Below are 24473 nucleotides of genomic sequence, written 5' to 3'. Positions count from 1 at the left end.
CCTGCTTCCGCGGTGGGAGCTGGCCGTCGGCCGCTTATGGCTTGCTGGTACTTATGAAAATTCTCGTTCTGCGCTTTTCCTCCATCGGCGACATTGTGCTGACCACGCCGGTGGTGCGGGCGCTGAAGCAGCAGGTGCCCGGCGCGCTGGTGCATTTTGCTACCAAGCCCGCCTACCGCGGCATTGTGGCCAGCAACCCGCACGTCGACCAGGTGCACTGCCTGAGCGGCCCGCTGGCGGAGCTGGTGGCCGAGCTGCGCGCCGAGCGTTTCGACTACATCATCGACCTGCACCACAACCTGCGCACCCGGCTGATCAAGCTGCAGCTGGGGGTAAAGTCGAGCAGCTTCGACAAGCTGAACCTGCAGAAATGGCTGCTGGTCAACCTCAGGATTGACCGCCTGCCCCGCGTGCATATCGTGGACCGCTACCTGGCCGCCGCGGCCCCGCTGGGGGTGAAAAACGACGGCCGGGGGCTGGATTACTTTATTCCCGCCCAGGACGAGGTAGACGTGGCCGCCACGCTGCCGCCCGCTTTTCAGCGCGGCTACGTGGCCTTTGCCATCGGGGCGCAGCACGCCACCAAGCGCCTGCCCCTGGAGCGCCTCATCGAGCTGTGCGGGGAGCTGCGGCAGCCCGTGGTGCTGCTCGGCGGCCCCGAAGACGAAAGCGCGGGCCACACCATCGAGCTGGCGTTCGACCAGGGCGCGGCCCCGACGGCCCCGCCCGTGCCCCGCCTGCCCGACAGTCCCTATTATTTTCCGCAGTCCAGTCCGCCGGCGCCCCAAACCAGCATCTACAACGCCTGCGGCAAGTTTACCCTGAACCAGTCGGCTTCGCTGGTGCGGCAGGCCCGTCTGGTGGTCAGCCACGACACCGGGCTGATGCACATTGCCGCCGCGTTTGGCAAGGAGATTTTCAGCGTGTGGGGCAACACCGTGCCGGAGTTTGGCATGTACCCCTACCGCAGCGAGTTTCGGGTGCTGGAAGTGCGGGGCCTCGCGTGCCGGCCCTGCTCCAAGATCGGCTACGAGCAGTGTCCGCAGGGCCACTTCCGCTGCATGCGCGACCTGCGCTTCGACCTCGAGCTGCCGCCCGCGCACGACGGCCGCTAGCCGCCGCCGGAGCCGGGCCGGGCGGCTGGCGAATGGCCGTAAAAAGCGCTACCTTTTAGCGGTATTCTAACTTTCTGGCCATGAGTCATCCTTTCTACGATACCCTCTCGCAGGCCACCCGCGACCTGCAGAAGCGCGGCTACACCGACGATTTCAACATCGTGGATGGCCACCTGCACTGCGCCGGCCGCGACATGCAGCTGCACCCGCAGCACTTCCACGTGCGCGAGTTTTACCGCTTCGAAGGCAACACCGACCCCGGCGACGAAAGCGTGGTGTACGCCATTGAGTCGGATCAGGGCGTGAAGGGCCTGCTGATCAGCGCCTACGGGCCGTATTCGGAGCCGCTCAACGACGAGCTGATGCAGAAGCTGAACATGCCCCCGGCCTGACGCCATGGCGCTCTGCCAGCACCTGCGCGTGTGCCAGGCCTGCAGCTACGTCGGCTGCTGCGACTCCTCCAGAAATAAGCACGCCACCCGGCATTTCCAAGCCACAACGCACCCGGTAGTTATTTCTGCCGAACCCGGCGAGCAATGGGCCTGGTGCTGCGTGGATAGTCAGATGGCGGAGTATTGAAAAGTGAAATCGGCGACATCCAAGCTAGCCATGACTGCTCTAAGGTTGGATTGGGTCAATGGCCCATGTATAGCTTTTTGCACGGCCGGATTACCACTATCTGACGGTTGGTCTTGGGCTCGGATGATATAATAAAAGCCGCTGATTGACTCGATGAAAATGTAATCGGCAGTGTCGCCAACTCGTTGCACGTTTCGGATTCTTTCGCATCCCAAACCCTTCGGGCAGTGATAATAGAGCGTTTTATAAGATGCTGCCGGATCCTGAGCTACATAGTAAGGGCTGCTTATTTCTTTTTCGCTCAAGCCAGCACAAGAAGTGAGAAGGGTTAGAAGACCGACTAACTGAGAGGAGATTTTCATAGACTGGATTAAACAGAAAGGGCCGGCATAGTGCGCTATGCCGGCCCTTTCTGACTGATTCGCCGTAGTTGGCTTTACCCGATCTTCTCAAACCCGCAGTACGAGTGCAGCACCTTGGGCAGCCGGATGCCGTCGGGCGTCTGGTTGTTTTCCAGCAGCGCGGCCACGATGCGGGGCAGGGCCAGGGCCGAGCCGTTGAGCGTGTGCAGGAGCTGGGTTTTGCCACCCTCGCCGCGGTAGCGCAGCTTGAGGCGGTTGGCCTGATAGGTCTCAAAATTGGAAGCCGAGCTAACCTCCAGCCACCGGCCCTGGGCGGCGCTCCACACTTCCAGGTCGAAGGTGAGGGCCGAGGTGAAGCCCATGTCGCCGCCGCAGAGGCGCAGCACGCGGTAGGGCAGCTCCAGCTTCTGCAGCAGCCCTTCGATGTGGGCCACCATGCCTTCCAGCGCCGCATAGCTGTTTTCGGGCTGGGTTATCTGCACGATTTCCACCTTGTCGAACTGGTGCAGGCGGTTGAGGCCGCGCACGTCGGCGCCCCAGGAGCCGGCCTCGCGGCGGAAGCAGGGCGTATAGCCGGTGTTGCGGATCGGCAGCTGGTCGGCGGCAATGATTTCGTCGCGGTACAGGTTGGTGATGGGCACCTCCGAAGTCGGAATCAGGTACAGGTTGTCCTTCGCGTCGTGGTACATCTGGCCTTCCTTGTCGGGTAGCTGGCCGGTGCCGTAGCCGCTGGCCTCATTCACCAGAATCGGGGGCTGCACCTCGTCGTAGCCGGCATCGCGGGCCTCATCCAGGAAAAAGTTGATCAACGCCCGCTGCAGCCGGGCGCCCTGCTTCTTGTACACCGGAAAGCCCGCGCCGGTAATCTTGTTGCCCAGCTCAAAGTCGATGATGTCGTACTTTTTGATCAGCTCCCAGTGCGGCAGCGCGTCGGCGGGCAGCTCGGGCTTGGTACCGCCTTCGCGCACCACCTCGTTGTCCTGCGCCGCGCGGCCCTCGGGCACGCTGCTGTGGGGCAGGTTCGGGAGCTTGTAGAGCAGCTGCTGCAGGCCCTCTTCCACCTGGCTGAGCTCGTCGTCGGCCGCCTTGGTGAGCTGCTTAAGCTCGGCGGTGCGGGCTTTCAGGGTTTCGGCGCCGGCCTTGTCGCCGCTTTTCATCAGGCCGCCAATCTGCCGGGCCAGCTCGTTGGCCTCGGCCTGAGCCGAGTCGCGGGTGGTTTGCAGCTCCTTGCGGCGCTGGTCGAGGCCGAGGATGGCCGCCACGTCGGCTTCGGCGGTTTTATAGTGCTTTTTAGCTAGCCCGGCCAAGACCAGCGCGGGGTTTTCTTTGAGAATGGAAACTTGCAGCATAAGGCAGAAAACGCGAATTTGAACAAGGGCAAAAGTAGGTTTTTTTGGGAAGCGTCCCGGAGAAAACCTGGACTCCGGCCCTGGGCCGGGTAAATCAGCCCCCGTCCCCGGCAAAAAAGGCCTTCCCGCCCTGAAGTGGCGAACCATGTGGCCCGGGTTGCCGTTTGGCAGCGTACCGAAGGGTAGGGCAGAAGCCAGCTTGCTGATTAGCAGTCAAAGTGTTGGGGCCTGGCGGGCCGCCGGCCGGAGCGGCTGCCGGTCAGCCGCTTAAAAAATCGGCATCCTGTTTGGCAGTTCCGGCGTATTACGCTAACATTGCGTAAGTAAACCGGCCGCTGATGCCGGGCCCCGAGTTAGTCTCTGCTCGCCTACGGTCCGAATTATCTCCAGCACCGCCCCAAACTACCCCCGTTTCTCGTTCCGAATTCCCAAGTGCTACGCGCCGCCCCGCGGCTGCCCCCCGTTTGTCCGGATTGGCCTGTGTTGCTCCGTGTCGGCCTCGTACCCGCTCGTTTTTCTCCCCCCCCCCCCGTTTTAGTGTATGTACAATATTGAAGAGTTGAAGGACCGTTTGCTTTCCGAGCTGAAGGAAATTGCGGAGAAGCTGAACGTTGGCAACTTCAAAAAACTCAGCAAGCAGGATCTGATTTACAAGATCCTTGATCAGCAGGCCATCACCCCAGCCGACAAAATCCCCAGTAAAGTGAAGCCAGCCGACGACCTGCCGGCGGCCACCCCGCTGGCTTTTTCCGACGTGGCACCCGCCGCGGCCGTGGCGGCTCCGGCTGCCCGCGCCGCCCGCCGCGAGCCGGCGGCCCCCCGGGCAGCCCGCACCACACCGCCCGCGCCGGTGGCAGTGCAGCCGCTGAAGCCCGCTGCCGTGGCCGCGCCGATAGCCGAGGTGCTAACCGCCGAGGTGCTGACCGCCGAGGCCCCCGCGCCGCTGGTGGCCGAAGAGGCTCCCGACAGCCCGGCCCGGCCCGTAAAAGTGTACCAGCGCCCCGAGCGCCGCACCCGCACTGACCAGCGCCGCGCCGACGCGCCCGCGCCGGCCGATGAAGCCGCGGATGCTCCGGCGGTGGTGCTGCCCGAAGCCCCGGCCGTAGCCCCCGCCGCCGAACCCACCGCGGAGCCGGCTACCGAGACGCCGGCCGCCGCGCCTACCATGGCCCCGTTTGTGTACCGGGAGCCGCGCCCGGAAAACGGTACCGGCCGGGACCAGCGCGAGGGCAGCCGGGAGCCGCGCGAAAGCCGCGAATCCCGCGAGGGCCAGCCCCGGACTGATGCTCCCCGCGGCGAGTTCCGCAACGATGCCCCCCGTGAAGGCCGCGACCAGCCGCGCCGCGAAGACCGGCCCCTGCGCACGGATGCTGCGCGCGAACCGCGGGAGGGAGGCCGCGAAGGCCGCCCCGACCGGGAGCAGCGCGAGCAAAGCCGCCGCGACGAGCGGTTTGCCGCCCGCGACCAGCAGCGCCAGGCCCGGCAGGGTGAGCGGGCGGAGCGGGGCGAGCAGAACCCGCAAAGTCAGCCGCAGCGTCCGGCCCGGCAGGAGTTTGATATTACTATTCCGGGAGAAGGTACCCTGGAGATGATGCCCGACGGCGGCTACGGATTCCTGCGCAGCCCGTTCTACAACTACCTGGCCTCCCCCGACGATATTTACGTGTCGCCGGCGCAGGTGAAGCAGTTTACCCTCAAAGCCGGCGACACGGTGAAATGCACCATCCGCCCACCCCGCGAGGGCGAGAAATACTTCGCCCTGGTACACGTGGAGGGCATCAACGGCCGCACGGTGGAAGAAGCCCGGGACCGGATTCCGTTCAGCAACCTGACCCCGCTGTTTGCCGAGGAGCGCCTGAAGCTGACTACCAAGTCGACCCAGCTCAGCACCCGCATCATGGACCTGTTTGCCCCCATCGGCAAAGGCCAGCGCGGGCTGATTGTGGCCCAGCCCAAAACCGGCAAGACGGTGCTGCTGCAGGAAATTGCCAACTCCATCAGCGAAAATCACCCCGAAGTGTACCTCATCATTCTGCTGATTGATGAGCGCCCCGAGGAGGTGACGGACATGGCCCGCTCGGTGAAAGCCGAAGTGCTCAGCTCCACCTTCGACGAAACCGCCGACCGCCACGTCAAGATTGCCAGCATTGCCCTCGACAAGGCCAAGCGCCTCGTGGAGTGCGGCCACGACGTGGTGATTCTGCTTGACTCCATCACCCGCCTGGCCCGGGCCTACAACACGGTGCAGCCGGCTTCCGGCAAAATCCTGTCGGGTGGGGTAGATGCCAATGCCCTGCACAAGCCCAAGCGCTTCTTCGGCGCGGCCCGCAACGTGGAAAATGGCGGCTCTTTGACCATCATCGCCACGGCCCTGATTGAAACCGGCTCCAAGATGGACGAAGTTATCTTCGAGGAATTCAAGGGTACCGGCAACATGGAACTGCAGCTGGACCGCAAGCTGGCCAACAAGCGCGTGTTCCCGGCCATCGACATTCCGGCTTCCGGCACCCGCCGCGAAGATCTGCTCATGGGCAAGGAAGAACTGAACCGCATCTGGGTGCTCCGCAAGTTCATGGCCGACATGACGGCCATCGAAGCTATGGAGTTCCTGAAGGACCGCATCAAGAATACCAAGAGTAACGAGGAGTTCCTGGTGTCGATGAACGGCTAGGATATCAGCCTGACGCTACAACGAAAAGCCCGTTTCACCGCTGTGAAACGGGCTTTTTTGCGTCGGTACGGCTACTTGTTGCCCGTCGGCAGGCCTTCCAGCACCAGCGAAATTTGGGTGCCGTCGTAGAAGCGGTAGTGCATTTCGGTGAACCCGTACCGAGGGTGAAAGTAGAAGTCGAGGTAGCTGTTGCCCAACCGGCTATGCTGGCCTACCGACTCAATCAGCCAGCAGCCGGCCAGATTCTGGTTGCCGTAGCGGCGGGTTGCCGGGGCTTTTACCTGGTAGAAGGGGCGTACGCTGCCTTTAAACGCGCCCCAGCCACCCATGATGAAAAGCCGGTTGGCCTGCCAGCTGCCGCCTGGGTGCAGATCAGCCGGTCTTACCTGTGGAAAAGGCGCCACCTCCGTGTAGGCGTACTGGTTGCTACGGATGGGGTGCATCCAGATTTCCTGCGGGTTTTCGATTACCCCGGTCACCGTCGACTTGCGCCACTCGTAGGCCTGAGGCTGGCGGCCGGGCTGGTTTTGCGGGTTGGGGCGGGCCGCGAAAGTCAGCGAATCGCCGGGATTATACCGATACTGGATGGTGCAGGCCGTTTGGCGCTTGGGCTGCCCCACCCAGGGCTGGCCGGAAGGCTGCATCGTTATCCGCTCCCGCGATAAGGTGTCGCCGGCCGGGCTGATAAAAATGGCCTGGTAGTGATACGTCCGGCTGGCATTGAAGATAATCAGGCTGTCCGGGGCCGTCGGGCCGGTGGCCCACAGCAGCGGCAGCGCCAGGGCGTAAGGAATGAGAGGGAGCATACCGAGTAGAGTAAGGAAAGGGGCCCGAAGGTTTGGTGAGTCGGGAGAAATACTTTCGGCCGCCGCTGCCCGCCACGGTTATGTACTGCTGTTACGCGGGGCATTGCGGCAACCCTGTTTGAGAAGTTAGGAGCTGGAAGCCAGAAGGCAGCATAAGAGCCGATTGCCGAAGTAAGGCGCGTCTGCCCTGGCACCCGTTTCGTTCCTTCCTCCTTTAACCCCTGGTTCTTAGCCTCCTAAATCCTGACTTCTCACACCCGGCAACCTACCTCGCACTGCGTAATATCAAATATAAAGCCCACTCAGCCTTTCCCGGGTTCTCGCCTGGAACTGACAGTTCAGCGCCTGCTGCTACGAGGCCGCCCAGTAGCACACCAGAAACAGCACGAAGCGGTAAGGGATAATCAGGGCTACGCCGAAACCCAGACTGAACAGCAAGGCTTTGCCCCAGCGCTGCCAGGCCGACTGGTCCGGAAAAACCCGGCGGCGTAGGCGATGGTCAGAGCCAGCATGAAGGGGGCAATGATGTCGTCGTTGGTGAACACGAACAGCAGCGGCCGCACCACCCGGGCCGACATCGACAGCAGCGCCATCAGCGCAAAGACCAGCAGCATGCCACCAAACAGGTAGGTGCTGAGCACGAGCCACTCGACGAAGTAGCGCCGCTGCCGCCGGAAAAGCAGCCACAGCGGCCCGGCCAGCAGCGGAATAAACAGAAAAACCAGGCTTTTGGAATAGCCGTGGGCCAGCGCATCGAATTCCCGGGCAAAAGCGGTGTACCAGATGCCGGTTTCCTGCAGGTGCTGGGCCACCAGAGCCTTGGCCAGGCCGCCGTAGCCGTTGTTGGAGGCGAAATGATACTGCAGCTGGGTATCAAACGGGCTGAAGTGCGACACGCTGGCCAGCAGGTAGAACAGCAGGTTCGTAATCAGAAACAGCTGCACGGGGGGCGCGTGTCGTACCCGGCGGCCCCGCAGCCATTCGGCCGCCAACCAGCCCGGGCGCCGCAGCTGCTGCCACAGGTCGCGCAGGTCGAAGTGGGTGACGGTATCGACGGCATGCTCCAGAAAATGTTTGAGGGCATAGTCGTGGCGGTGCAGGCGCTTTTCACCGCAGATGTGGCAATACGGGCCGGCCAGCGCGGTGCCGCAGCTGACGCAGGCCGGAATTGCCGGCGCCCCAACCAGTACTGCCGGCTCAGGCACTGGCAATACAGTGGGAGAAACAGTTTCCATCGGAGTGCGGGTCAGTTGGTAGCGGAATTTGGCGAAATTTCCGGTACCCCAGGCAGGCCCGGCCAACGCAAAGCCCGGGGCTGCGTATTTTGCGGCTTATGGCACAAAACCCCGACCTCCCCGAAATCCTCTACCTCTTCGACCCGCTCTGCGGCTGGTGCTACGGCATGAGCCCCGTAATCCAGCGCATCCAAACCGAATACGCCGACCGCGTGACGGTTTCGGTGCTGTGTGGTGGCATGGTGACGGGTGAGCGGGTGGGGCCCATCGGCAAGGCCTGGGGCTACATCAGCGGGGCTTTGCAGCAGGTCGAAAAGGCGACGGGCGTGCAGTTCGGCGCGGCGTTCCGGGCGTTGGGAGCCGCGGGCGGCAACATCCAGGATTCGGAGCCGCCCTGCCGCGCCATCACCGTATTTCGCCAGCTCGACGACGTGCAGCACCGCGCCGCCAGCTTTGCCCACGACCTGCAGCAGGCCCACTTCCGCGACGGACAGGACCTGAACGACGTGGCCACGTACTTGCCCCTTATAACCCGCTACGGCCTCGATGCCGCTGAGTTTGGGCGGCGCTGGGCGTTGCCGGAAACGGCCGCGGCTACTCAAAAAGAATTTGCCGCCGTCGCCAAAATCGGCGTGCAGGGCTTTCCGACCAGCATTCTGCGCGTCGGCAACCAGGGCTACCTGCTGGCCCGCGGCTTCCAGCCCTACGCGCAGTTTGCCCAGGGCCTGGAGCAGGCCTTGGCGCAGGCCCGGGCAGAACAGGGAAAGTAACGCCGATTAGCCGCCGAAACCGGGCAAATGCACCACCTGCTTCGTGCGGGGCAACCAGACCACGCGGCGTACGTCCTCTTTGCCCACCAGGTAGTGAAAGCCGATGGCCCGGGGCTGCCGTTGGAGGTCGTCCCAGGTGGCCCGGTCCAGCGTACCGGGCTGGTAGGCTTCCCGGGCGCTGAGGGCCGGCGTGCGGAAGTTCTTATCGGCAAAAAACTCGTCCATGCGCTTCCGGATGAACGCTTCGCGCTCGGCCGGCGTGGCCGTGGTAGTTTTCATCTCATACACCATCGAGGCTTCCAGGTCGGCGGCGGTCAGCAGCTCGCGGAAGATAACCTGCCCGCCGGCGTCGGTGATGGTAAGCGTGACTTCGCCGCCCGTAACGGCCGGACCGCGCAGCACCAGCATAAACAGGTCGGGCGCGGTGGGGGAGGAAAACAAGTGGCGGCGCCGGACCGTCTTCAGCGTATCCGACTGCGCCGTGACAGCCGGGGCGCGGGCCGTATCCAGCGGCTCCAGGGCCGCCGTAGTATCGGCTGCCGGGGCAGTGGTGGTCTGGGCCGATTCGGGGGAGGTGCAGGCGCTGGCAAGCAGCAGCAAAGGGGCCAGGGCAGCGTAGCGCATGGTCAACGGGGTTGGGGTTAGGCAGTAGATTGGGCAGCAATACGTACACCGGAGGCAAACTGTTGAGCCCGGGCGGCTACCGGTGCGCCAGCCAGAGCATCAGCACAAAGGCCGCGCTCAGGCACAGCGACGACACCTGATTCATGCGCATGGTGTGCTCAAAGTCGGCGGCGGCGGGACTCTGCCACACGGCCCAGGCCCAGCGCCCGAATAGGTAGACCACCGGCCCAGTAGCCCCGAGGAAGATCAGCAGGTTGCGCAGCTCGCCCCGTAGCCAGTAGGTGGCGGCCAGCACGCCGGCCCCCAGCAGCAGGCCCAGGCCGGCAAAAATGAACGTACCGCGCAGCCCCAGCCACAAGCTCAGCGTCTGGTCGCCGCGCTGCCGGTCTTCCTGGTGCTGATACACCTGGGTGAGCGGGTAGGAGCCGCACAGAAATAAGGTGCTTACCAACGCCAGCAGTAGGTTGGTGGGCTCCGCCATCGTGGCTTGGCTGGCGCCGACCCCTACCTGCGTCATCAGAAACGTGAAGGCCCCCTGAAATACCACCACTACCAAAGTGCTCAGAAACGGGTATTTCTTGAGCCGGATGCCTTCGTAGCTGTAGGCTTTCGATACCAGCAGGTACACCGCCACCAGCGCCCCAAACAGCGGCGAGAGCAGCGCGGCGCCCAGCACGGCCAGCGCATCAAACAGCCAGACCAGGTGAATCAGCTCTTCCGATACTTTCGGCGGCGCCTTCAACCCGCCAATGCTGCCTTCGTCGCGGTCGTAGTAGGAGTTGTAGCCATTGGAGGCCGGGTACGCCAGCAGGTGGAGCACCACAAATACGCCCAACGCCCGCCACCCGTCAACCGGCCCGCGCAGGGCGCTGAGTCCAAACCAGAAGATGGGCATCAGGTACACCGAAAACGGAATACGCAGCAGCGGCAGCACCTTTTTGTAATTTGTAATGACCAAGTAGTCGTCAGAAATGGTGGTGAATGGGAAGTTGAACGACCAAAGGTGGGTAAAAGCGGCTGATTGCGGTACCAACGGTGGCGGCGGCAATTACTGGCTCTTAATTCTTAAGCACTAATTGCGTTTTGGCACTCCCACCAGATACGTCACCTCGGAGCGGGTGAGCGGGTTGCGGACTTTGCCCGCCTGCCACTCAAACCGGCCCAACGGATCGGCGCGGCGGGCCAGGGCCAGCAGCTGCTCCGGCGGGTACATGCGCAGCACCGACACCGTCCCGTCCCAGATGGTACACAGCGGAATCAGCGGCACCACATAGGTGAAAAACAGCCGGCTCAGGCGGAAGGGGCGGATGAAGGGCGTGGTCAGCAGCTGCACCACCGGCAGCACCAGCCAGGCCAGCAGCAACTCGTACCAGTGCTTGCCGGCACCCTCGAAAATGCCGATTCCGGCCTGCTGCCGCACGGCATCGGCCAGCATGGCCTCGGCGGCGGCGGGCGGAAAATGGTGAAAAGCGGAAAAAACCGTGCGAAACCCGGTCAGGGCTGCGGGCACGGCCGTGGCATCTACCGGGGCCGCTTCGTAGCGCAGGCCGCCCCCGGTGCGCTCGGCCAGCAGCTGCCAGGCGGCGGGCTGCGGGTACAGGTCCGACAGCGTAACGGACACCAGCGGCAGCCCGGACGCGCGCAGACTGCGCCACACGCCCTCGGTGCCGCCGCCGGCTCCGGCGCACAGTTCCAGCAGATTGGGCTGGCCGGCTTGGAGCACCGCCGCGCGCAACAGCGGCACAATGGGCTGGTAGATGCGCAGCACCGAGATGGTAAAGCGCAGGTAGTCCATCATGCCCGCCCGGATTACTTTCGGAAACCAGGGCAGGTCTTCAAACTCAAACAGCTGGAGGCGGAATTTCACGGGCGTAAGTACGCACAAAACCCGCCGTTAGCCGCGTTGACCGGTTTTTAGGCGCGCGGCTGCGAGTGCAAAGCCGGGCCGTACAGCCACATAACCGTCAGCAGCGCGGCGGCCAGATACGGAAACGATATTCCCAGCAAGCTGCCCAGTGAGTCAAAAGGCAGGAACAAGAGCAGGAGCTGGTTGGCGGCCACGTAAAACAGGCCCACACCGGCCAGGGCCATGCTGCGGCGCGACCAGGCCGCATAAAAGCGGCCCATCAGGGTGAAAAACGGAATGACCAGCGGCACCACGCACAGCGAAATCATAGCCGCGACCACTCCCGCCATCAGGGCAATGGAGTAGTCGGTGAGCCGGTCGAGGGCAAACTGGGCGGCCAGAAACAGCGTACCGCCCACATTGCTGAAAAACCACAGCTGGAAGGTGCGCTTGATGGTGGACGAGATGGCGGCGTAAGAGTGGGTCATAATAGCAGAAGTAAGAAAAAATGAAAGACGGCAGCAGAGTAGCAATAGGAGGGCAAGGCAGGTCGGGGGCGGGCGGGAGAGGCCAGATGTACGAAGTGAAAAACGCCTCAGATTGCCCGGAATCAAAGTATTTTTGGGAATTTGCGTCCCAGGATGAAACGGCTTTTCCCGGTTTGGGACAGGCCGGTGGGGCAGCGGCAGGGGCTGCCTTGGCGGGCGAACATTCTTTTTTGCCCTGCGGGCTTGGAAGTCGATTAACTAAGATTAGCTTTGCATTACAAAGTGCTCTGAAAAATATGAAATCTGCCACCGATCCGCTTGCCCAGCTCACCGAGATTCGCGCTATCATGGAGCGGTCCTCGCGTTTTGTATCGCTCAGCGGCCTGTCCGGGGTGGGGGCGGGCGTGGTGGCGCTGGCGGGCGCTGCCGTGGGGCATTGGTACCTGGACACCCAGCTGCCCGCCGGCGACTACCAGGCCCAGGGTTTCTTGCGGCTGCTGGAAGGCTCGGTGGCCGAGCGGCAGGCTGCGTTGCCCTTTCTGCTGGGCCTGGCCGTGGGCATGATTGTGCTGGCGCTGGCAGCGGCGTTTTACTTTACGCGCCGTCGGGCCGTGCAGGCCGGCCGCCCCTTGTGGGATGCGCCCGCGCGCCGGCTGGCCTGGAGTCTGGCGCTGCCGCTGGCGGCGGGCGGCTTGTTCTGCCTGGGGTTGTATCTTCGCGGCGCGGCTTCGTTTGTAATACCGGGGCTGCTGCTGTTTTATGGCCTGGCCCTGCTCAACGCCAGCAAATACACCCTCGACGAAATCCGCCTGCTGGGCCTCACCCAGATGGCCCTGGGCCTGGTAGCCGTGCTGCTGCCCGGCTGGGGCCTGATTTTCTTCGCCCTGGGTTTCGGGCTGGGCCACATCGGCTACGGCTTACTCATGTACAATCGCTACGAACGCGCGCCCCGGCCCACGCTGTGAAACACCTCATCCATACGCTTAATAAGGCTTTCGACAACCGGGTGCGGCTGGGCGTCATGGCAGTGCTCATGGCCAACGACTCCGTGAGCTTCAACGAGCTCAAGGAGGCTCTCGACCTGACCGACGGCAACCTGGCCAGCCACGTGGCGGCGCTGGAAAAGGCGGGCTACGTGCTGGTGAGCAAGCAGTTTGTGGGCAAGAAGCCGAACACCACCTACCAGGCATCCAGGGAAGGCAAAACGGCCTTTCAGGAACATCTGGGCGCCCTGGAAAAATTGCTGCGCGGCTGAGGTGCCTTTTTTTTGCCCCTGTACTTTGAAATACAAAGTTCTTTCAAAAATAATATATGACTACTTCTCCTTCTGCCGCGGCCGCGGCCTGGCCGGCCGCCGGGGCTACCGCCGCGCCGCCGGTTCCGCTCACGGCCCTGCAAAAGCTGCTGCTGCCGGTGGGTGCCATCTTGTTCGATGGGCTGTTCTGGCAGGAGCGGGCGGCCCTGAATATGCTGCTCTACACCCTGTTTGTGGTGGGCGCCGTGCTGGGCGGGCTGCCGCGCACTTCTCCCGTGTGGCGCTCCGGCTACTTCCGCCTCACCCTGCTGGGTACTTTGCTCAGCGCCCTGCTGGTGGCCGTGCACGGCTCGGGAGCGGCGCAGCTGAGCTGCGTAGCGTCGTTGGCCATCTGGCTGGGCTACGTAAACCAGGCGCACCTGAAGCTGGTCGGCCACGCCCTGCTGACCGGTCTGGCCAACCTGCTGCCGGCCGTGCGGCGGCTGACGCAGCTGCTGCGCCTGCCGCAGAACTTGGGCAGCCGGGTGAGCCGCACCTGGTACTACGGCCGCCTGCTGGGCCTGCCGCTGCTGGCGCTACTGGTTTTTCACCTGCTGTTCGTGGTGGCCAATCCGAGGTACAGCGCCCTGACCGACCGGGCGCTGACAATGCTGGGTGATGCGCTGGAGAGGCTGTTTGTCCGGCTTTCGGTGCCCCACCTGCTGTTTTTCGGGCTGGGGCTGCTGCTCACCGCCGGGGCCATCCTCATTATGCCGGTGCACTTCTTCGCCGACCACGAGTCGCGCTTCGGGGAGTTTGTGCGCCGCCGCCGCGACCAGGTGGCCTCTTTCGCCGTGCGCCGCCCCGACTTCCGGGTCCGCCGCTTTCGGGTCCTCGATTTGCGCAAGGAATACCTGATGGCTATGAGCCTGATCGGGCTGGTGAACGTGCTGCTGCTGGTGGTCAATGCCATCGATATTTCCTGGATCTGGTTTGGCTTCGTGCCCACCCCGGGCTTCGATCTGACGCAGTTTGTGCACGAGGGCACCTACGTGCTGATCCTGAGCATTCTGGTGGCTATGGGCATTGTGCTGTGGTTTTTCCGCCGCAACCTGAACTTCTACCAGCCCGGCCTGCCGCTGCTGCGCCGGGCGGCTACGGTGTGGGTGCTGCAAAACGCGGTGCTGGCCGTGTCGGTGGGGCTGCGCAACTACTATTACATCCAGCACACGGGCCTGGCCTACAAGCGTATCGGGGTGTACGGCTTCCTGCTGCTGACTTTCTTCGGGCTGGCCACGGTGCTGCTCAAAATCTGGCGGCGCCGCTCGGCTTACGCTCTGTTCCGGCTGAATGGGCTGGCCGCCTACGCCGTGCTGCTGCTGCTGGCGGCCGGCAACTGGGAAATCTGGATTGTCCGCTACAACCTGCAGCCGCGCTTCCGGCAAGTCGACTACGGCTTCCTGCTCGCCATGCCCGACCGGGTACTGCCCGAGCTGGCCGCCCGCGAAGCTACCCTCACCGGCCGCGCCCTGAACCGGGAAGCCGGCAGCAACACCTGGGTGCCGCTGCCCGAACCGGCGGCCCGGCAAATGCTGCACGCCCGCATCCGGGGCTCCCGCGCCCGGCAGGCCCGGCGCCACTGGCCCAGCTACACCTGGGCCGACTATCAGGCCGCCCGCTACTTCGATGCTCACCCCGTTACCGCCGCCGGCCATGCTGCAGCTGTTCGTTAGCCTGACCATGGTGCTGCTCTGCGCCGGGGGGGTGGGCGTGCTGGCCCTGGTGCTGGCCTGGCAGGAGCGGGCCGCCGCCCCCGACCTGCGCCGCCGCCGCCTGCTGCGGCTGGTGCTGCCCGTAGCCAGCGCCGTGCTGGCCCTGATGCTGGGCGCCGTATTTCTGCTCCTGATGGTCTGGTCGCCCCAGGGGGCAGCGCTGCTGGCCAGCCGCTAGGCCACTTTTTCCTCGCCATTCCAAATCCAACTGTCGATGCTTCTTTCTTCCCAACAGCCGGCTTCGCTGAACCGCTACCAGCGCCTGGCCCGCAAAACCATTGAGCACGCCCGCACTTCGGTGCTGATTCCTGTTTTCTGGCGCCTCTACGGGGCCCAGCACGTTCAGAACCGGCTGGCAACGCTGCAAAGTCTGCCCCCCGGCACCCTGGGCCGCGGCGTGGCCGACCTGCTGGGCCGCCATCACCTGCAGCTGATTCCGCATTACGAAAACCACGACCTCAAGCACGTGCTGCTGGGCTACGACATGACGCCGGAGGATGAGCTGAAGCTCAAAGCCTTCATGTTCGGCAACGGCGACTGCTCCATCACCTGCCTCGGGTTTCTGGCCCTGGCCCTGCTCACGCCCGAGTTGTGGCCGGAGCTGAGGGCACACTACCGCCGCGGCCGCCGCACCCTGCCGGTGCTGCGCTGGAGCCTGCAGGCGCTGGCAGACCGGAACCTGGAAGCGCTACGGGCGGAAATCGGCTTCTACGAGGCCCAGCGGGTATGAGCGCCCGGTCCGCTTTCCCGCCACCCGCCTGGCCCTCGGCCGGCCGCAGCCTGAGCGTGCTGATTGCCGTGGTAGCCGTACTCTGGCTCTGGCTGCAGCTGCCCGCCTGGTACCGCGCCGGCCATGCCGCCCCCGACTCCGGGCAGTGGCTCACCGCTCTGGTGTACAACGAATGGACGGCGCTGGTCCTGATTGTGGCCGCCAACATCCTGGTGGGTAGCTACACTACCGGACCCATGTGGCGGCTGGGGCGCTGCCTGGAGCTGCGCGGGATGAAAGGCGCCTTCGTCTTCCTCCTGGGCCTGCTGTTTCATCTGCTCGTCGGCGGCTGCGGCGTGGTGCTGGCCGGGCTGGCGCTGCTGGGCGACGCCGACCAGCCTGCCTCCTTCTGATGCCGTGGGGATGACAACGCTGCTCCACTTTGCGCGCCTGGTACTCCGCCTGGTTCCGCCGCTGCTGTGGTGGGCCCTGGGCGGACTGGTCTTCAGCCTGCTCAACAACGTCTTTCACGCGGAGCTGTGGCCCAGCACGCCGGCGGCCCGGCCGGTCGTTCTGACCCTGCTGTTCGGCTGCCTGCTCACGCTGCCCTGGATTGCCGCCCGCGTCGCCTGGCGCCTGTCCGATGCCGTGGAAAGCTATTTCTGGAAAGCCGTGTGGCGCTTTGCGGCCCTGGCGGGCTACGGCGGGGCAGTGCTTTCCCTGCTGGGCGGCATGGTGGCAATAGGCTTCATGTGGACCGAATGGATTGCCAGCAACTAAGGTGACGACCCAACCGGGCGGGGTAATTATGCTAGCTTACGCCTCCTCCCGACCTCCGTTTTATGGCCCGCCCCGCGCTGCTTACGCTGCTTTTTCTGGCCCTCATCATCGAGCTGACCCTTACCATCGGCGGATTTTTTGCGCCCGATAAGCTGCTGGCGGGCTTCGGCGTGGGCATTTCCAACGACACGCACTTTATGGGCTTTGCCCTGGCCTGGCTGCTGCTGTTCGTGTCGCTGGTTGATGCCGTGGCGCTGTGGCAGGTGTGGCAGCGGCAGCCCCACTACGCCACGCTGTGCTATCTGCTGGGTTTTTGGTGGATCGGCATTGGCTTGGGGCTGTACTTTGGCTACGGCCGCCTCGACAACCTGCTGCTCGATTCGGGCAAGGGCCTGCTGATTGTGCTGGCTACCTGGCGCAGCCGGCTGGCGGCCAAGTCGGCCTGAGCTGCTACTTTCGTTCGGGCCGGGCCGCGCCTATCTGGTATATTTGCGGGCCAGGTGCCGGGGCTGCGGCCTCACCCGACTCAATCTGCTTCGAATGTCCGCTCCCGAACCGCTGAAAACTGACTCCGCCTCCCGCCCGCCGCGCCGCTGGCCCAACCTCGTTTCGCGCACCGTCTGGGGCTTTTTCGTGGTGTTCCTGGGCATCTTCCTGCTCTACCCAATTCTGGTGAAGAGCAACTTCCTGTTCCTGTTCGGCAAGTCGCCGGGGCTGGAGGAGCTGGAAAGCCCCCGGGTCGAGCAGGCTTCCGAGCTGTACACCGCCGACGGCGTACTGCTGGGTAAGTACTTCCGCGAAAACCGCGCCCCGGTCGCCTACAACAAGATTTCACCCCTGCTCATCAAGGCCCTCATTGCCACCGAGGACGTGCGCTTCTACGAGCATTCCGGCATCGACCTGACGGCGCTGGCCCGGGCCGTGGCCGGCGGCGGCAAAAACGGCGGCGGCTCCACGCTCACCCAGCAGCTGGCCAAAAACCTGTATAAAATCCGCCGCGGCGACAAGGGCGTGCTGGGCCATATTCCGCTGGTCAACATCCTGGTGATCAAAACCAAGGAATGGCTGACGGCCGTGGAGCTGGAGCGGCGCTACACCAAGGAGGAAATCCTGCGGATGTACCTCAACACCGTCGAATATGGCTCCAACGCCTTCGGCATCAAGGTGGCGGCCAAGACGTTTTTCAATACCTCCCCCGACAGCCTCCGGCCCGAAGAGGCGGCCATGCTGGTAGGCGTGCTCAACAATCCGACGGCCTATAACCCGCGCTTCCACCCGGAGGCGGCCCTGAAGCGGCGCAACGTGGTGCTGGAGCGCATGAGCCAGTCGCGGGTGCTGCCCGCCGCCGCCATCGACTCGTTGCAGCAGCTGCCCATTGCCCTGCAGTACCGCGTCGAGAAGCACATCGACGGCCCCGACACCTACTTCCGCGGGGCCGTGAGCCAGTACGTGAACAAGTGGTGCGAAGCCAACGGCTACGACATGTACCGCGACGGGCTGAAAATCTACACCAGCATCGACTCGCGCATGCAGGCCCACGCCGAGGAGGCGCTGGAAAGCCGCATGAAGCGCCTGCAGCGCGACTTCGATACCTTCTGGCGCAACCGTGGCGGCAACCCCTGGGTGGACGACGAAGGCAAGGAAATTCCGAACTTCATCGAAACCCAGATGAAGCGCACCGACCAGTACAAGCTGCTGGCCGCCCGCTACCAGGGCCAGCCCGCCCGCCTCGACTCGGCCCTGCACGCCAAGCGGCCCATGAAGGTGTTCACCTGGAAAGGCGACGGCGACACGACCCTGGTGCTTTCCCCCCTCGATTCGCTGGCCTACTACAAGCACTTCCTGCACGCGGGCATGATGACCATGGACCCGTTCACGGGCCACGTGAAGGCCTGGGTGGGCGGCATCAACTACCGCTTCTTCAAGTACGACCACGTGAAGCAGGGCCGCCGCCAGGCCGGCTCCACCTTCAAGCCCTTCGTGTATCTGACGGCGCTGGACAACGGCTACACGCCCTGCGACCGGATCCGCGACCAGCGCGTGACCATCAACTACGTGGAGAACGGCCAGCCCATGGAGTGGAAGCCCGACAACGTGACCCGGGAGTACACCGGCATCAACATGACCCTGCGCCACGCCATGGCCCGCTCGGTGAATTCCGTGACGGCCCAGCTGACGGAGAAAGTAGGGTGGGACAACGTGGCCAAATACGCCCACAAGGTCGGTATCACCTCCCCGCTGCTCGGCGTGCCCAGCATCGGTCTGGGCTCGGGCGGCGACGTGAGCGTGTACGAGATGGTGGATGCCTACAGTACTTTCGTCAACAGCGGCTTTCAGAGTGAGCCCCAGTTCGTGACCCGCATCGAGGACCGCAACGGCAACGTGATAAAGCAGTTCGACCCCAAGCAGCGGCGCGCCATTCCGTCGGAAACGGCCTGGCTGATGCTCTACATGCTGCGCGGCGGCATGGACGAGCCCGGCGGCACCTCCCAGGCGCTGTGGGACTACGAGCTGTGGAAGAAGGACAACCAGATCGGCGGCAAAACCGGTACCACCTCCAACTATTCCGACGGCTGGTACATGGGCGTGACCAAAGACCTCGTGACCGGCGTGTGGGTGGGCGGCGAAGACCGCAGCATCCACTTCCAGGGCTCCCAGCAGGGCGAAGGCGGCCGCATGGCCCTGCCCATCTACGGCGCCTACATGGAAAAGCTCTACCAGGACCCCGAGCTGGACATCACCATGGGCCCGTTTCCGAAGCCGACTTCCAAGATCAGCAAGAAGTACATCTGCGTGTCGGAGTCGGAGCCCCGGCGGCGGCGCGAGGAGGCCGTGGATACCATTGCCACCGATAACCTCCTGGAGCAGCTCAACAACGAAGGGTCCGCGGTGCCCGATAGCCTGAAGCTGTAGGCCAACTGTTGCGGAAGAGTTACCCAACTCCTCCGCAACAGTCGGACAACTCTTGCGGAAGAGTTCTTGTCATCCTTAGCGTCGGGCATGATGCATTGCGAAAGCCGGAGGATGCCGGCCCGGCTTACAGCCGGCGCAATAGCCCCAGCAAGCCAATGGCCAGCAGGGCCGAAAGCAGCTGAAACGGAGTGCGCCAGGAAGCAGAGCTGGTAAGCGGGCGGTGAGGATTCAGACTGTTGCCCCAGGCAATGAAGGCATCGGCAATGGGGAGCTTGCCCAGCAGGTAATATTTGCCACCGTCGGCGTGCCAGGGCAGGCCAAAGGCTTCAATACTGTTGCGCAGGCCCAGGGCGGTGGTGCTGTCGCCGAAGCGCTGCATGGTGCGCCGCCCCACCAGGGAAGCCGCCCCACCCACGCTCCAGATAACGGGGCCGGAATCGATGTCCTCACTTGGCGGGGCTCCCAAAGCTGCTTCCCGGATACCCGGCAGCCCCAGACGGCTGGTCAGAAACAGCGGTCGGTAGCGCTGAAAATGCCGGCGGGCGTAGGTCGAGTCGATTTCGAACAGGAAGTTGAGCAACTGGCTCTGCGACGACCCGCGGGCCGCCTCCAGCATGGCGCCGCTGCCAACCCTCACTTGGTGCGGAATAAGACCATTGTAGTCCAGGTGTGCATCTACCGCCCGGAGCCATTGCCGGATGAGGGGCTGGTAGCGCGGGACTTGCAGCCGGTCGTGCCAAGCCAGGGCCGCCAGGGCCATCACCCCGTCAGCGGGCCAGGCCGCGCCGGAGTACGAAGCCGGGTAAGGACTGTTGCCGTCGGCCAGCGCGGTGGCAATAAGCGTACACTGCCGGCGTAGCTGCCGCACATCGGCCGAATCCCGCTCGGCAGGCGGCAGCGCGGCCAGATACCGCCCCAGCACGTACGCCGACCAGCCTTGGTAAAACGCGCCCAGGGGCAGCGGCAGGTCCGGCTCAAAAATGCTCTGTGCCGCCGGAGACTGAATTTCCCGCAGCGCCCAGCGGGCTTCCGCACGGGCATCAAGGCCCAGCCGGGAGTTGGCCGGCACCCGCGGCAGCAGCTCCAACCAGGTCAGCGCGTAGAGGGCATTGAGGTAGACGAAGCCCTCGGGATACAGCTCCTGCATCCGCTGCCCGGCTCCGTTATGCAGGGTTGCGCGCAGAAACCGGAGCTGCCGCACCACTTCCTGGTTTGCGGGCTCCGTCGGCGGAGCGTAGTAAAGCTGGTAGTTCAGATAGCCCAGTACCAGCAGCATTCCGGCGGTGAGCAGCACAAGCAGCCGGCGCAGCAGGAGCCTCATAGAGTAGTTGTTGAGCTGATGGACTTGTTGAGCATAGCCGAAGTTACTTCTGAGTCAGCAACGCGGCTTTCTGGCCATTGGCGCTGAAGGCAGTCCGGCGGCTATTTCAGAAGGAAATCCTATTTCTTCAGCTCGTACGTCACGCCGTCCATGCTGAGGCCGCCGGGCGAAGTTGTGAGCTGGTAGGACACCTTAAACCGGCTGGAATCCACTTCGGCTATGCCGCGCGCTACCATTTCCCCCAGGCTCAGGGTCGAGTCCTTGCCGGGCGGGCGCAAGTACCGGAACCTTGTCAGCATGTAGTCATGGTTGACCAGCCGGAAGCGGGTTACCAACGAGTCCGGGTAAGCGTTGATCCGGCCCTTGTAGGTATAAAAGCCTCCGTCGGAAGCGGAGTAACCCTTTTCCCCGTCTTTGATAACCACGGGCATCTTCTCCAGGAAGGCCGAGTCGCCGCGAATCAGCAGCCGGTTTTCGTGGTACCACCGGTCAGTGGTGTCGTCGGGCGTGATGTCGTCGTGACTGGGCCCCATGCTTTCCAGGCCTATGTAGGCCCCGGCGGCTGGCAGGGCCTGCAACTTCGGTTCCTGAGTGCAGGCCGTGGCCAGCAGCAGGCCAGCAAAGCATAGCCGGGTCACCTTATTCCTCCTGTCCGTAAAATGACTCCAGCGCCGCCTTCAGCTCAGGGTATTCAAACCGGAAGCCCTGCTTAAGCACTTTCTCGGCACTCACGCGCTGGGAGCCCAGCACGATTTCGCTCATCTCGCCCATCATCAGCTTCAACCCGAAAGCCGGCACTTTGGGCAGCACCAGCGGGCGGTGCATCACCTCGGCCAGGGTTTCGGTGAACTGCTGGTTGGTTACCGGGTTCGGGGCCACGGCGTTGTAGGTACCCTGCCACTGCGGCTCCTCCAAAACCTGGATAAACAGACGGCACAGGTCGTCGAGGTGAATCCAGGACATAAACTGCTTGCCCGAGCCCAGGGGCGCGCCGGCCATCATGTTCACCGTGCGGGCCAGGGGCACCAGGGCCCCGCCCTCGGGGCTGAGCACGATGCCGATGCGCATCAGCACGGTGCGAATACCCAGCGCCTGCACCTGCTGGCCGGCCTTTTCCCACTGCTGCGACACATCCACCAGAAAGTCGTCGGTAGAGCCCGGCGCCGATTCTTCCGTTACCAGCCGGTCGCCGCTGTCGCCGTAGATGCCGATGGCCGAGGCCGACAAAAACGTGCGCACGTGCTGGTTGCCTTTGGCCAATTCCCGCGCTATCAGGCTGGTGCCCAGCAGACGGCTGGTCAGGATGTCGCGCTTGCGCTCATTGGTCCACTTCCCATCCGAGACGCTGGAGCCGGCCAGGTTGATGATGTAGTCGGCATACGGCACGGCGGCCTCGTCGATGGTGCCGGCGCTGGGGTCCCAGCGGAAGCTGCGGTAGCGACTCTGGCTGGGGTGGCGGCTCAGGATGGCCACCTCGAAGCCGGCATCAATGAGCATGTCGGCCAGGCGGGTGCCAATGAGGCCGGTACCACCGGTAATGAGGACTTTTCGGGACATGGTGGGGGAGCTGCTAGCTGGACGCTGTCAGCCATTGGCTTTTGGGAGCTTTATTGGAAAACGGAGTGCAAGCTAATAGCTATCAGCCAATAGCTAACAGCTTTTACTTTCCGATCAGCCGCAAAAACTCCGCGCGCAGGGCTTCGTCGGTTTCGAAGGCGCCGCCATACTCGGCCGTGAGGGTGCTGCTGCTGGTGTCATTCACGCCCCGGCTCATCACGCAGAGGTGGTCAGCCTCGATCAGTACGGCCACATTATCGGTGTGCAGCGTCTGCTTCAGCTCCTCGGCAATCTGCCGGGTGAGGCGCTCCTGCACCTGGGGGCGGCGGGCGTAGTACTGCACCACGCGGTTGAGCTTGCTCAGGCCCACCACATGCTCGCCGGGCAGGTAAGCTACGTGCGCCTTGCCCATGATGGGCACGAAGTGATGCTCGCAGCAGGAGAAAACCGTGATGTCGCGCTCCACCAGCATCTGCTTGTAGGCGTAGCGGTTCTCAAACAGCTTCACGTCGGGGCGGTGCTTGGAGTCGAGGCCCTTGAACCACTCCTGCACGTACATTTTGGCCACCCGGCGCGGGGTGCCCTGCAGGCTGTCGTCGGTCAGGTCGAGGCCCAGCAGCTGCATGATTTCGCGGAAGTGCTCGGCAATGCCCGCTATTTTGGCTTCGTCGGTGAGGGCAAAGGCATCGGGGCGGAGCGGAGCGCGCAGGTCCGCCGACAGGTGGGTGTCGGGAAGGCCGGGGCCCTGGGCGGCGGCAATAGCCGCGGGCACGGATTTATCCATGGTATTCTACAAAATTGCGGTCCGTCTCATACAACGTAACCGATAAGGCCAGGTGCGGGGCCAGGTGCGCGCGCAGCCGATTCCAGATAACGACGGCAATGTTCTCGGCCGTCGGGTTCAGGTCGCGAAACTCGCTGGTATCGAGGTTCAGGTTGCGGTGGTCAAAGGTATCCAGAATCTCGCGCTTAATCAGGTCGCTCAAGTGCTTGAGGTCGTAGAGGTAGCCGGTTTCCGGGTCGATTTCGCCGGTCAGGCGTACCGTCAGCTCGTAGTTGTGGCCGTGGTAGTGGGGGTTGTTGCACTTGCCGAAAACCTGTTGGTTCTGCTCGTTGCTCCACAAGGGATTGTGCAAACGATGGGCGGCATTGAAGTGTTCTTTTCGGCAGACGGTGATTGGCATAGTCGACTTTCAACAGCACGCCGCTGGTTTTGTTTGGCCCGGTTGAGGGCCTGTAAATACGCTCAGGCAAATCTTTCAGCCGCCTCCAAGGGCAGATAAATCATTTCTTGCAGGAAAGTTATATAGCATATGACTAATTCAATAAAATATTGCTTTCTTCAAAAAAATCAATCGGCACATGTACCAACATCAGGGAGTATGGTTAAATTTGGTGAGTTGGATAGTCCGTACCGGCACTTCCCCCCTTCTTTTGTAAATTCTTTCATTTCAACCTTTTCATTGTAATATGAAACCAGGTGTACTTCTCTCCCTACTGTTGGTTTGTGTAATGACGGTGACGGGCTACGCCCAAAAGTCGCCCGTAGACGAGACGGACATGGCCATCAAGGGCATTCCCCGCAAAGGTCAGCGTGTGACGATTCAGCTGGATAGCAAGCGGGTCGACGACTCGTGGCAGAAGCAGCTGAGCGAAAAGTTCGGCAGCAAGTTCAAGTCCGACAAAGGCGTCTACACGATGGATGCCGTAGTTATCGAAGACATTTCCAAGACGCCGATCCGGTTGATCAGCAAAGTGGATGCCACGCCAACCGGCACCACGGTGTGGTGGTCGATTGACCTGGGCAACGCTTACCTGAGCAAGGACGCCACGCCGGTGCAGTGGAAGTCGTCGGAGAAATACCTGAAGGATTTCGCCCGCATGCTTTACCGCGAAGACTTGGCCGTGCAGGTATCGGAAGCTGAGAAAGCGCTGGTATCGTCGCAGAACAACCACATGGCCGTGATTTCGAAGGCCGATGTGATCAAAAAGGACATCGAGAAGAACAAGGTCAAGAAGCAGGAGATTCAGCAGCAGCTGGCCGCCAACGCCGCCGAATTGCTGCAGTACAACAACCTGATTGACATGAACCTGAAAGAGCAGGAAGCGGCCCGCGCCGACATTGTGAACATGCGCGTGGCGCTGGAAGCCGTGAAGGACCGCATGAGCAAAATTGAGTAGTTGACCCTACAGCCCATAAAAAAAGCCCCGCCAGCATTGGCGGGGCTTTTTTTGTGTCATTGTCGGGTCCGGAAATATGTTGACAGCTTTTCCAAAAGGTGTCATGAAAACCGAGTTTGAGCCGCGTGCGCGGCGTAGTCAGCGCGACTACAGTTTGCCCT

General features: G+C 63.2%; 28 protein-coding genes. 15 read left to right on the top strand and 13 right to left on the bottom strand.

The window, feature by feature from the left end:
• The first annotated feature begins 53 nt into the window (after positions 1–53).
• The 3 genes from ABD842_RS20175 to ABD842_RS20165 all read left to right on the top strand — a co-directional run bounded on the left by ABD842_RS20175 (position 54) and on the right by ABD842_RS20165 (position 1694).
• A complete protein-coding gene (locus ABD842_RS20175; RefSeq protein ID WP_345117822.1) occupies positions 54–1115 on the top strand; it encodes a glycosyltransferase family 9 protein in 1062 nt (353 codons plus the stop codon).
• 80 nt (positions 1116–1195) lie between these two features.
• Positions 1196–1507, top strand: coding sequence for a phosphoribosylpyrophosphate synthetase (locus ABD842_RS20170; RefSeq protein ID WP_345117820.1), 312 nt, complete (start codon positions 1196–1198; stop codon positions 1505–1507).
• 4 nt (positions 1508–1511) lie between these two features.
• Entirely contained in the window at positions 1512–1694 is a 183-nt protein-coding gene (locus ABD842_RS20165) for a UBP-type zinc finger domain-containing protein (RefSeq protein WP_345117818.1), read from the top strand.
• On the opposite strand, the gene ABD842_RS20160 is transcribed toward ABD842_RS20165, so the two are convergent.
• Both ABD842_RS20160 and serS read right to left on the bottom strand, forming a co-directional pair.
• Positions 1676–2056, bottom strand: coding sequence for a hypothetical protein (locus ABD842_RS20160; protein ID WP_345117816.1), 381 nt, complete (start codon positions 2054–2056; stop codon positions 1676–1678). The genes ABD842_RS20165 and ABD842_RS20160 overlap by 19 nt on opposite strands.
• Positions 2057–2130: 74 nt before the next feature.
• Positions 2131–3405 (bottom strand): serine--tRNA ligase, encoded by a 1275-nt coding sequence (gene serS, locus ABD842_RS20155; protein WP_345117814.1) that lies wholly within the window; start codon positions 3403–3405, stop codon positions 2131–2133.
• A 541-nt stretch (positions 3406–3946) separates the two neighbouring features.
• Between serS and rho the strand changes: the two genes are divergently transcribed.
• A complete protein-coding gene (gene rho / locus ABD842_RS20150) occupies positions 3947–6076 on the top strand; it encodes a transcription termination factor Rho (RefSeq protein ID WP_345117812.1) in 2130 nt (709 codons plus the stop codon).
• A gap of 71 nt (positions 6077–6147) precedes the next feature.
• Here rho and ABD842_RS20145 read toward each other — a convergent pair whose 3' ends face one another.
• Positions 6148–6882, bottom strand: coding sequence for a hypothetical protein (locus ABD842_RS20145; protein WP_345117810.1), 735 nt, complete (start codon positions 6880–6882; stop codon positions 6148–6150).
• Positions 6883–7292: 410 nt separating this feature from the next.
• Positions 7293–8117 carry a DUF3667 domain-containing protein gene (locus ABD842_RS20140; protein ID WP_345117808.1) on the bottom strand — a complete coding sequence of 275 codons (825 nt, stop codon included), beginning with the start codon at positions 8115–8117 and terminating at the stop codon, positions 7293–7295.
• Between the two features lie 98 nt (positions 8118–8215).
• Between ABD842_RS20140 and ABD842_RS20135 the strand changes: the two genes are divergently transcribed.
• On the top strand, positions 8216–8887 hold the full coding sequence (locus ABD842_RS20135) for a DsbA family protein (protein ID WP_345117806.1): 672 nt from the start codon (positions 8216–8218) through the stop codon (positions 8885–8887).
• Between the two features lie 6 nt (positions 8888–8893).
• On the opposite strand, the gene ABD842_RS20130 is transcribed toward ABD842_RS20135, so the two are convergent.
• The 4 genes from ABD842_RS20130 to ABD842_RS20115 form a co-directional block, all read right to left on the bottom strand.
• A complete protein-coding gene (locus ABD842_RS20130; RefSeq protein ID WP_345117804.1) occupies positions 8894–9511 on the bottom strand; it encodes a hypothetical protein in 618 nt (205 codons plus the stop codon).
• A gap of 76 nt (positions 9512–9587) precedes the next feature.
• Entirely contained in the window at positions 9588–10469 is an 882-nt protein-coding gene (locus tag ABD842_RS20125; protein WP_345117802.1) for a UbiA family prenyltransferase, read from the bottom strand.
• Between the two features lie 114 nt (positions 10470–10583).
• Positions 10584–11378 carry a class I SAM-dependent methyltransferase gene (locus ABD842_RS20120; RefSeq protein WP_345117800.1) on the bottom strand — a complete coding sequence of 265 codons (795 nt, stop codon included), beginning with the start codon at positions 11376–11378 and terminating at the stop codon, positions 10584–10586.
• A 47-nt stretch (positions 11379–11425) separates the two neighbouring features.
• Complete coding sequence (locus ABD842_RS20115; RefSeq protein WP_345117798.1) at positions 11426–11845, bottom strand: hypothetical protein; 420 nt, start codon at positions 11843–11845, stop codon at positions 11426–11428.
• A gap of 296 nt (positions 11846–12141) precedes the next feature.
• Between ABD842_RS20115 and ABD842_RS20110 the strand changes: the two genes are divergently transcribed.
• From ABD842_RS20110 to ABD842_RS20070, 9 genes are all read left to right on the top strand, one after another.
• Positions 12142–12810, top strand: a complete 669-nt coding sequence (locus tag ABD842_RS20110) for a hypothetical protein (protein WP_345117796.1) — start codon at positions 12142–12144, stop codon at positions 12808–12810.
• Entirely contained in the window at positions 12807–13100 is a 294-nt protein-coding gene (locus ABD842_RS20105; RefSeq protein ID WP_345117794.1) for a winged helix-turn-helix domain-containing protein, read from the top strand. The genes ABD842_RS20110 and ABD842_RS20105 overlap by 4 nt, the downstream gene beginning before the upstream one ends.
• A 56-nt stretch (positions 13101–13156) precedes the next feature.
• Positions 13157–14812, top strand: coding sequence for a DUF4153 domain-containing protein (locus ABD842_RS20100; protein ID WP_345117792.1), 1656 nt, complete (start codon positions 13157–13159; stop codon positions 14810–14812).
• Positions 14793–15029, top strand: a complete 237-nt coding sequence (locus tag ABD842_RS20095; RefSeq protein WP_345117790.1) for a hypothetical protein — start codon at positions 14793–14795, stop codon at positions 15027–15029. Before ABD842_RS20100 ends, ABD842_RS20095 begins: the two co-directional genes overlap by 20 nt.
• Before the next feature lie 36 nt (positions 15030–15065).
• Positions 15066–15581, top strand: a complete 516-nt coding sequence (locus ABD842_RS20090) for a Coq4 family protein (RefSeq protein WP_345117788.1) — start codon at positions 15066–15068, stop codon at positions 15579–15581.
• Positions 15578–15973, top strand: coding sequence for a hypothetical protein (locus ABD842_RS20085; protein WP_345117786.1), 396 nt, complete (start codon positions 15578–15580; stop codon positions 15971–15973). Before ABD842_RS20090 ends, ABD842_RS20085 begins: the two co-directional genes overlap by 4 nt.
• 10 nt (positions 15974–15983) lie before the next feature.
• Positions 15984–16340, top strand: a complete 357-nt coding sequence (locus ABD842_RS20080) for a hypothetical protein (RefSeq protein WP_345117784.1) — start codon at positions 15984–15986, stop codon at positions 16338–16340.
• 62 nt (positions 16341–16402) lie between these two features.
• Positions 16403–16786, top strand: a complete 384-nt coding sequence (locus ABD842_RS20075; RefSeq protein WP_345117782.1) for a hypothetical protein — start codon at positions 16403–16405, stop codon at positions 16784–16786.
• Between the two features lie 94 nt (positions 16787–16880).
• Positions 16881–19253, top strand: a complete 2373-nt coding sequence (locus tag ABD842_RS20070) for a transglycosylase domain-containing protein (RefSeq protein WP_345117780.1) — start codon at positions 16881–16883, stop codon at positions 19251–19253.
• Between the two features lie 124 nt (positions 19254–19377).
• Here the strand turns inward: ABD842_RS20070 and ABD842_RS20065 are convergent, their stop codons facing one another.
• The 5 genes from ABD842_RS20065 to ABD842_RS20045 all read right to left on the bottom strand — a co-directional run bounded on the left by ABD842_RS20065 (position 19378) and on the right by ABD842_RS20045 (position 23315).
• Positions 19378–20574, bottom strand: a complete 1197-nt coding sequence (locus ABD842_RS20065) for a hypothetical protein (protein WP_345117778.1) — start codon at positions 20572–20574, stop codon at positions 19378–19380.
• A gap of 119 nt (positions 20575–20693) precedes the next feature.
• Complete coding sequence (locus ABD842_RS20060) at positions 20694–21107, bottom strand: hypothetical protein (RefSeq protein WP_345117776.1); 414 nt, start codon at positions 21105–21107, stop codon at positions 20694–20696.
• A gap of 106 nt (positions 21108–21213) precedes the next feature.
• Positions 21214–22131 (bottom strand): TIGR01777 family oxidoreductase, encoded by a 918-nt coding sequence (locus ABD842_RS20055; protein ID WP_345117774.1) that lies wholly within the window; start codon positions 22129–22131, stop codon positions 21214–21216.
• A 103-nt stretch (positions 22132–22234) separates the two neighbouring features.
• Complete coding sequence (gene folE, locus ABD842_RS20050) at positions 22235–22915, bottom strand: GTP cyclohydrolase I FolE (RefSeq protein ID WP_345117772.1); 681 nt, start codon at positions 22913–22915, stop codon at positions 22235–22237.
• Positions 22908–23315: a 6-pyruvoyl trahydropterin synthase family protein gene (locus ABD842_RS20045; protein ID WP_345117770.1), complete on the bottom strand. Its 408-nt coding sequence runs from the start codon at positions 23313–23315 to the stop codon at positions 22908–22910. Before ABD842_RS20045 ends, folE begins: the two co-directional genes overlap by 8 nt.
• Before the next feature lie 286 nt (positions 23316–23601).
• On the opposite strand from ABD842_RS20045, the gene ABD842_RS20040 reads away from it, so the two are divergent.
• A complete protein-coding gene (locus ABD842_RS20040; RefSeq protein WP_345117768.1) occupies positions 23602–24312 on the top strand; it encodes a hypothetical protein in 711 nt (236 codons plus the stop codon).
• The last annotated feature ends 161 nt before the right edge of the window (positions 24313–24473 follow it).

Origin of the sequence: Hymenobacter algoricola (genome assembly GCF_039539525.1) — a bacterium.
GTDB classification, from domain to species: domain Bacteria; phylum Bacteroidota; class Bacteroidia; order Cytophagales; family Hymenobacteraceae; genus Hymenobacter; species Hymenobacter algoricola.
This window is presented reverse-complemented; position numbering and strand designations above follow the sequence as displayed.

What these genes read in the sequence shown, in the direction of transcription:
- ABD842_RS20175 (WP_345117822.1), top strand. Translation starts at nt 54, where the DNA reads ATGAAAATTCTCGTTCTGCGCTTTTCCTCCATCGGCGACATTGTGCTG.
- ABD842_RS20170 (WP_345117820.1), top strand. Translation starts at nt 1,196, where the DNA reads ATGAGTCATCCTTTCTACGATACCCTCTCGCAGGCCACCCGCGACCTG.
- ABD842_RS20165 (WP_345117818.1), top strand. Translation starts at nt 1,512, where the DNA reads ATGGCGCTCTGCCAGCACCTGCGCGTGTGCCAGGCCTGCAGCTACGTC.
- ABD842_RS20160 (WP_345117816.1), bottom strand. Translation starts at nt 2,056, where the DNA reads ATGAAAATCTCCTCTCAGTTAGTCGGTCTTCTAACCCTTCTCACTTCT.
- serS (WP_345117814.1), bottom strand. Translation starts at nt 3,405, where the DNA reads ATGCTGCAAGTTTCCATTCTCAAAGAAAACCCCGCGCTGGTCTTGGCC.
- rho (WP_345117812.1), top strand. Translation starts at nt 3,947, where the DNA reads ATGTACAATATTGAAGAGTTGAAGGACCGTTTGCTTTCCGAGCTGAAG.
- ABD842_RS20145 (WP_345117810.1), bottom strand. Translation starts at nt 6,882, where the DNA reads ATGCTCCCTCTCATTCCTTACGCCCTGGCGCTGCCGCTGCTGTGGGCC.
- ABD842_RS20140 (WP_345117808.1), bottom strand. Translation starts at nt 8,117, where the DNA reads ATGGAAACTGTTTCTCCCACTGTATTGCCAGTGCCTGAGCCGGCAGTA.
- ABD842_RS20135 (WP_345117806.1), top strand. Translation starts at nt 8,216, where the DNA reads ATGGCACAAAACCCCGACCTCCCCGAAATCCTCTACCTCTTCGACCCG.
- ABD842_RS20130 (WP_345117804.1), bottom strand. Translation starts at nt 9,511, where the DNA reads ATGCGCTACGCTGCCCTGGCCCCTTTGCTGCTGCTTGCCAGCGCCTGC.
- ABD842_RS20115 (WP_345117798.1), bottom strand. Translation starts at nt 11,845, where the DNA reads ATGACCCACTCTTACGCCGCCATCTCGTCCACCATCAAGCGCACCTTC.
- ABD842_RS20110 (WP_345117796.1), top strand. Translation starts at nt 12,142, where the DNA reads ATGAAATCTGCCACCGATCCGCTTGCCCAGCTCACCGAGATTCGCGCT.
- ABD842_RS20100 (WP_345117792.1), top strand. Translation starts at nt 13,157, where the DNA reads ATGACTACTTCTCCTTCTGCCGCGGCCGCGGCCTGGCCGGCCGCCGGG.
- ABD842_RS20095 (WP_345117790.1), top strand. Translation starts at nt 14,793, where the DNA reads ATGCTGCAGCTGTTCGTTAGCCTGACCATGGTGCTGCTCTGCGCCGGG.
- ABD842_RS20090 (WP_345117788.1), top strand. Translation starts at nt 15,066, where the DNA reads ATGCTTCTTTCTTCCCAACAGCCGGCTTCGCTGAACCGCTACCAGCGC.
- ABD842_RS20085 (WP_345117786.1), top strand. Translation starts at nt 15,578, where the DNA reads ATGAGCGCCCGGTCCGCTTTCCCGCCACCCGCCTGGCCCTCGGCCGGC.
- ABD842_RS20080 (WP_345117784.1), top strand. Translation starts at nt 15,984, where the DNA reads ATGACAACGCTGCTCCACTTTGCGCGCCTGGTACTCCGCCTGGTTCCG.
- ABD842_RS20075 (WP_345117782.1), top strand. Translation starts at nt 16,403, where the DNA reads ATGGCCCGCCCCGCGCTGCTTACGCTGCTTTTTCTGGCCCTCATCATC.
- ABD842_RS20070 (WP_345117780.1), top strand. Translation starts at nt 16,881, where the DNA reads ATGTCCGCTCCCGAACCGCTGAAAACTGACTCCGCCTCCCGCCCGCCG.
- ABD842_RS20065 (WP_345117778.1), bottom strand. Translation starts at nt 20,574, where the DNA reads ATGAGGCTCCTGCTGCGCCGGCTGCTTGTGCTGCTCACCGCCGGAATG.
- ABD842_RS20060 (WP_345117776.1), bottom strand. Translation starts at nt 21,107, where the DNA reads ATGGGGCCCAGTCACGACGACATCACGCCCGACGACACCACTGACCGG.
- ABD842_RS20055 (WP_345117774.1), bottom strand. Translation starts at nt 22,131, where the DNA reads ATGTCCCGAAAAGTCCTCATTACCGGTGGTACCGGCCTCATTGGCACC.
- folE (WP_345117772.1), bottom strand. Translation starts at nt 22,915, where the DNA reads ATGGATAAATCCGTGCCCGCGGCTATTGCCGCCGCCCAGGGCCCCGGC.
- ABD842_RS20045 (WP_345117770.1), bottom strand. Translation starts at nt 23,315, where the DNA reads ATGCCAATCACCGTCTGCCGAAAAGAACACTTCAATGCCGCCCATCGT.
- ABD842_RS20040 (WP_345117768.1), top strand. Translation starts at nt 23,602, where the DNA reads ATGAAACCAGGTGTACTTCTCTCCCTACTGTTGGTTTGTGTAATGACG.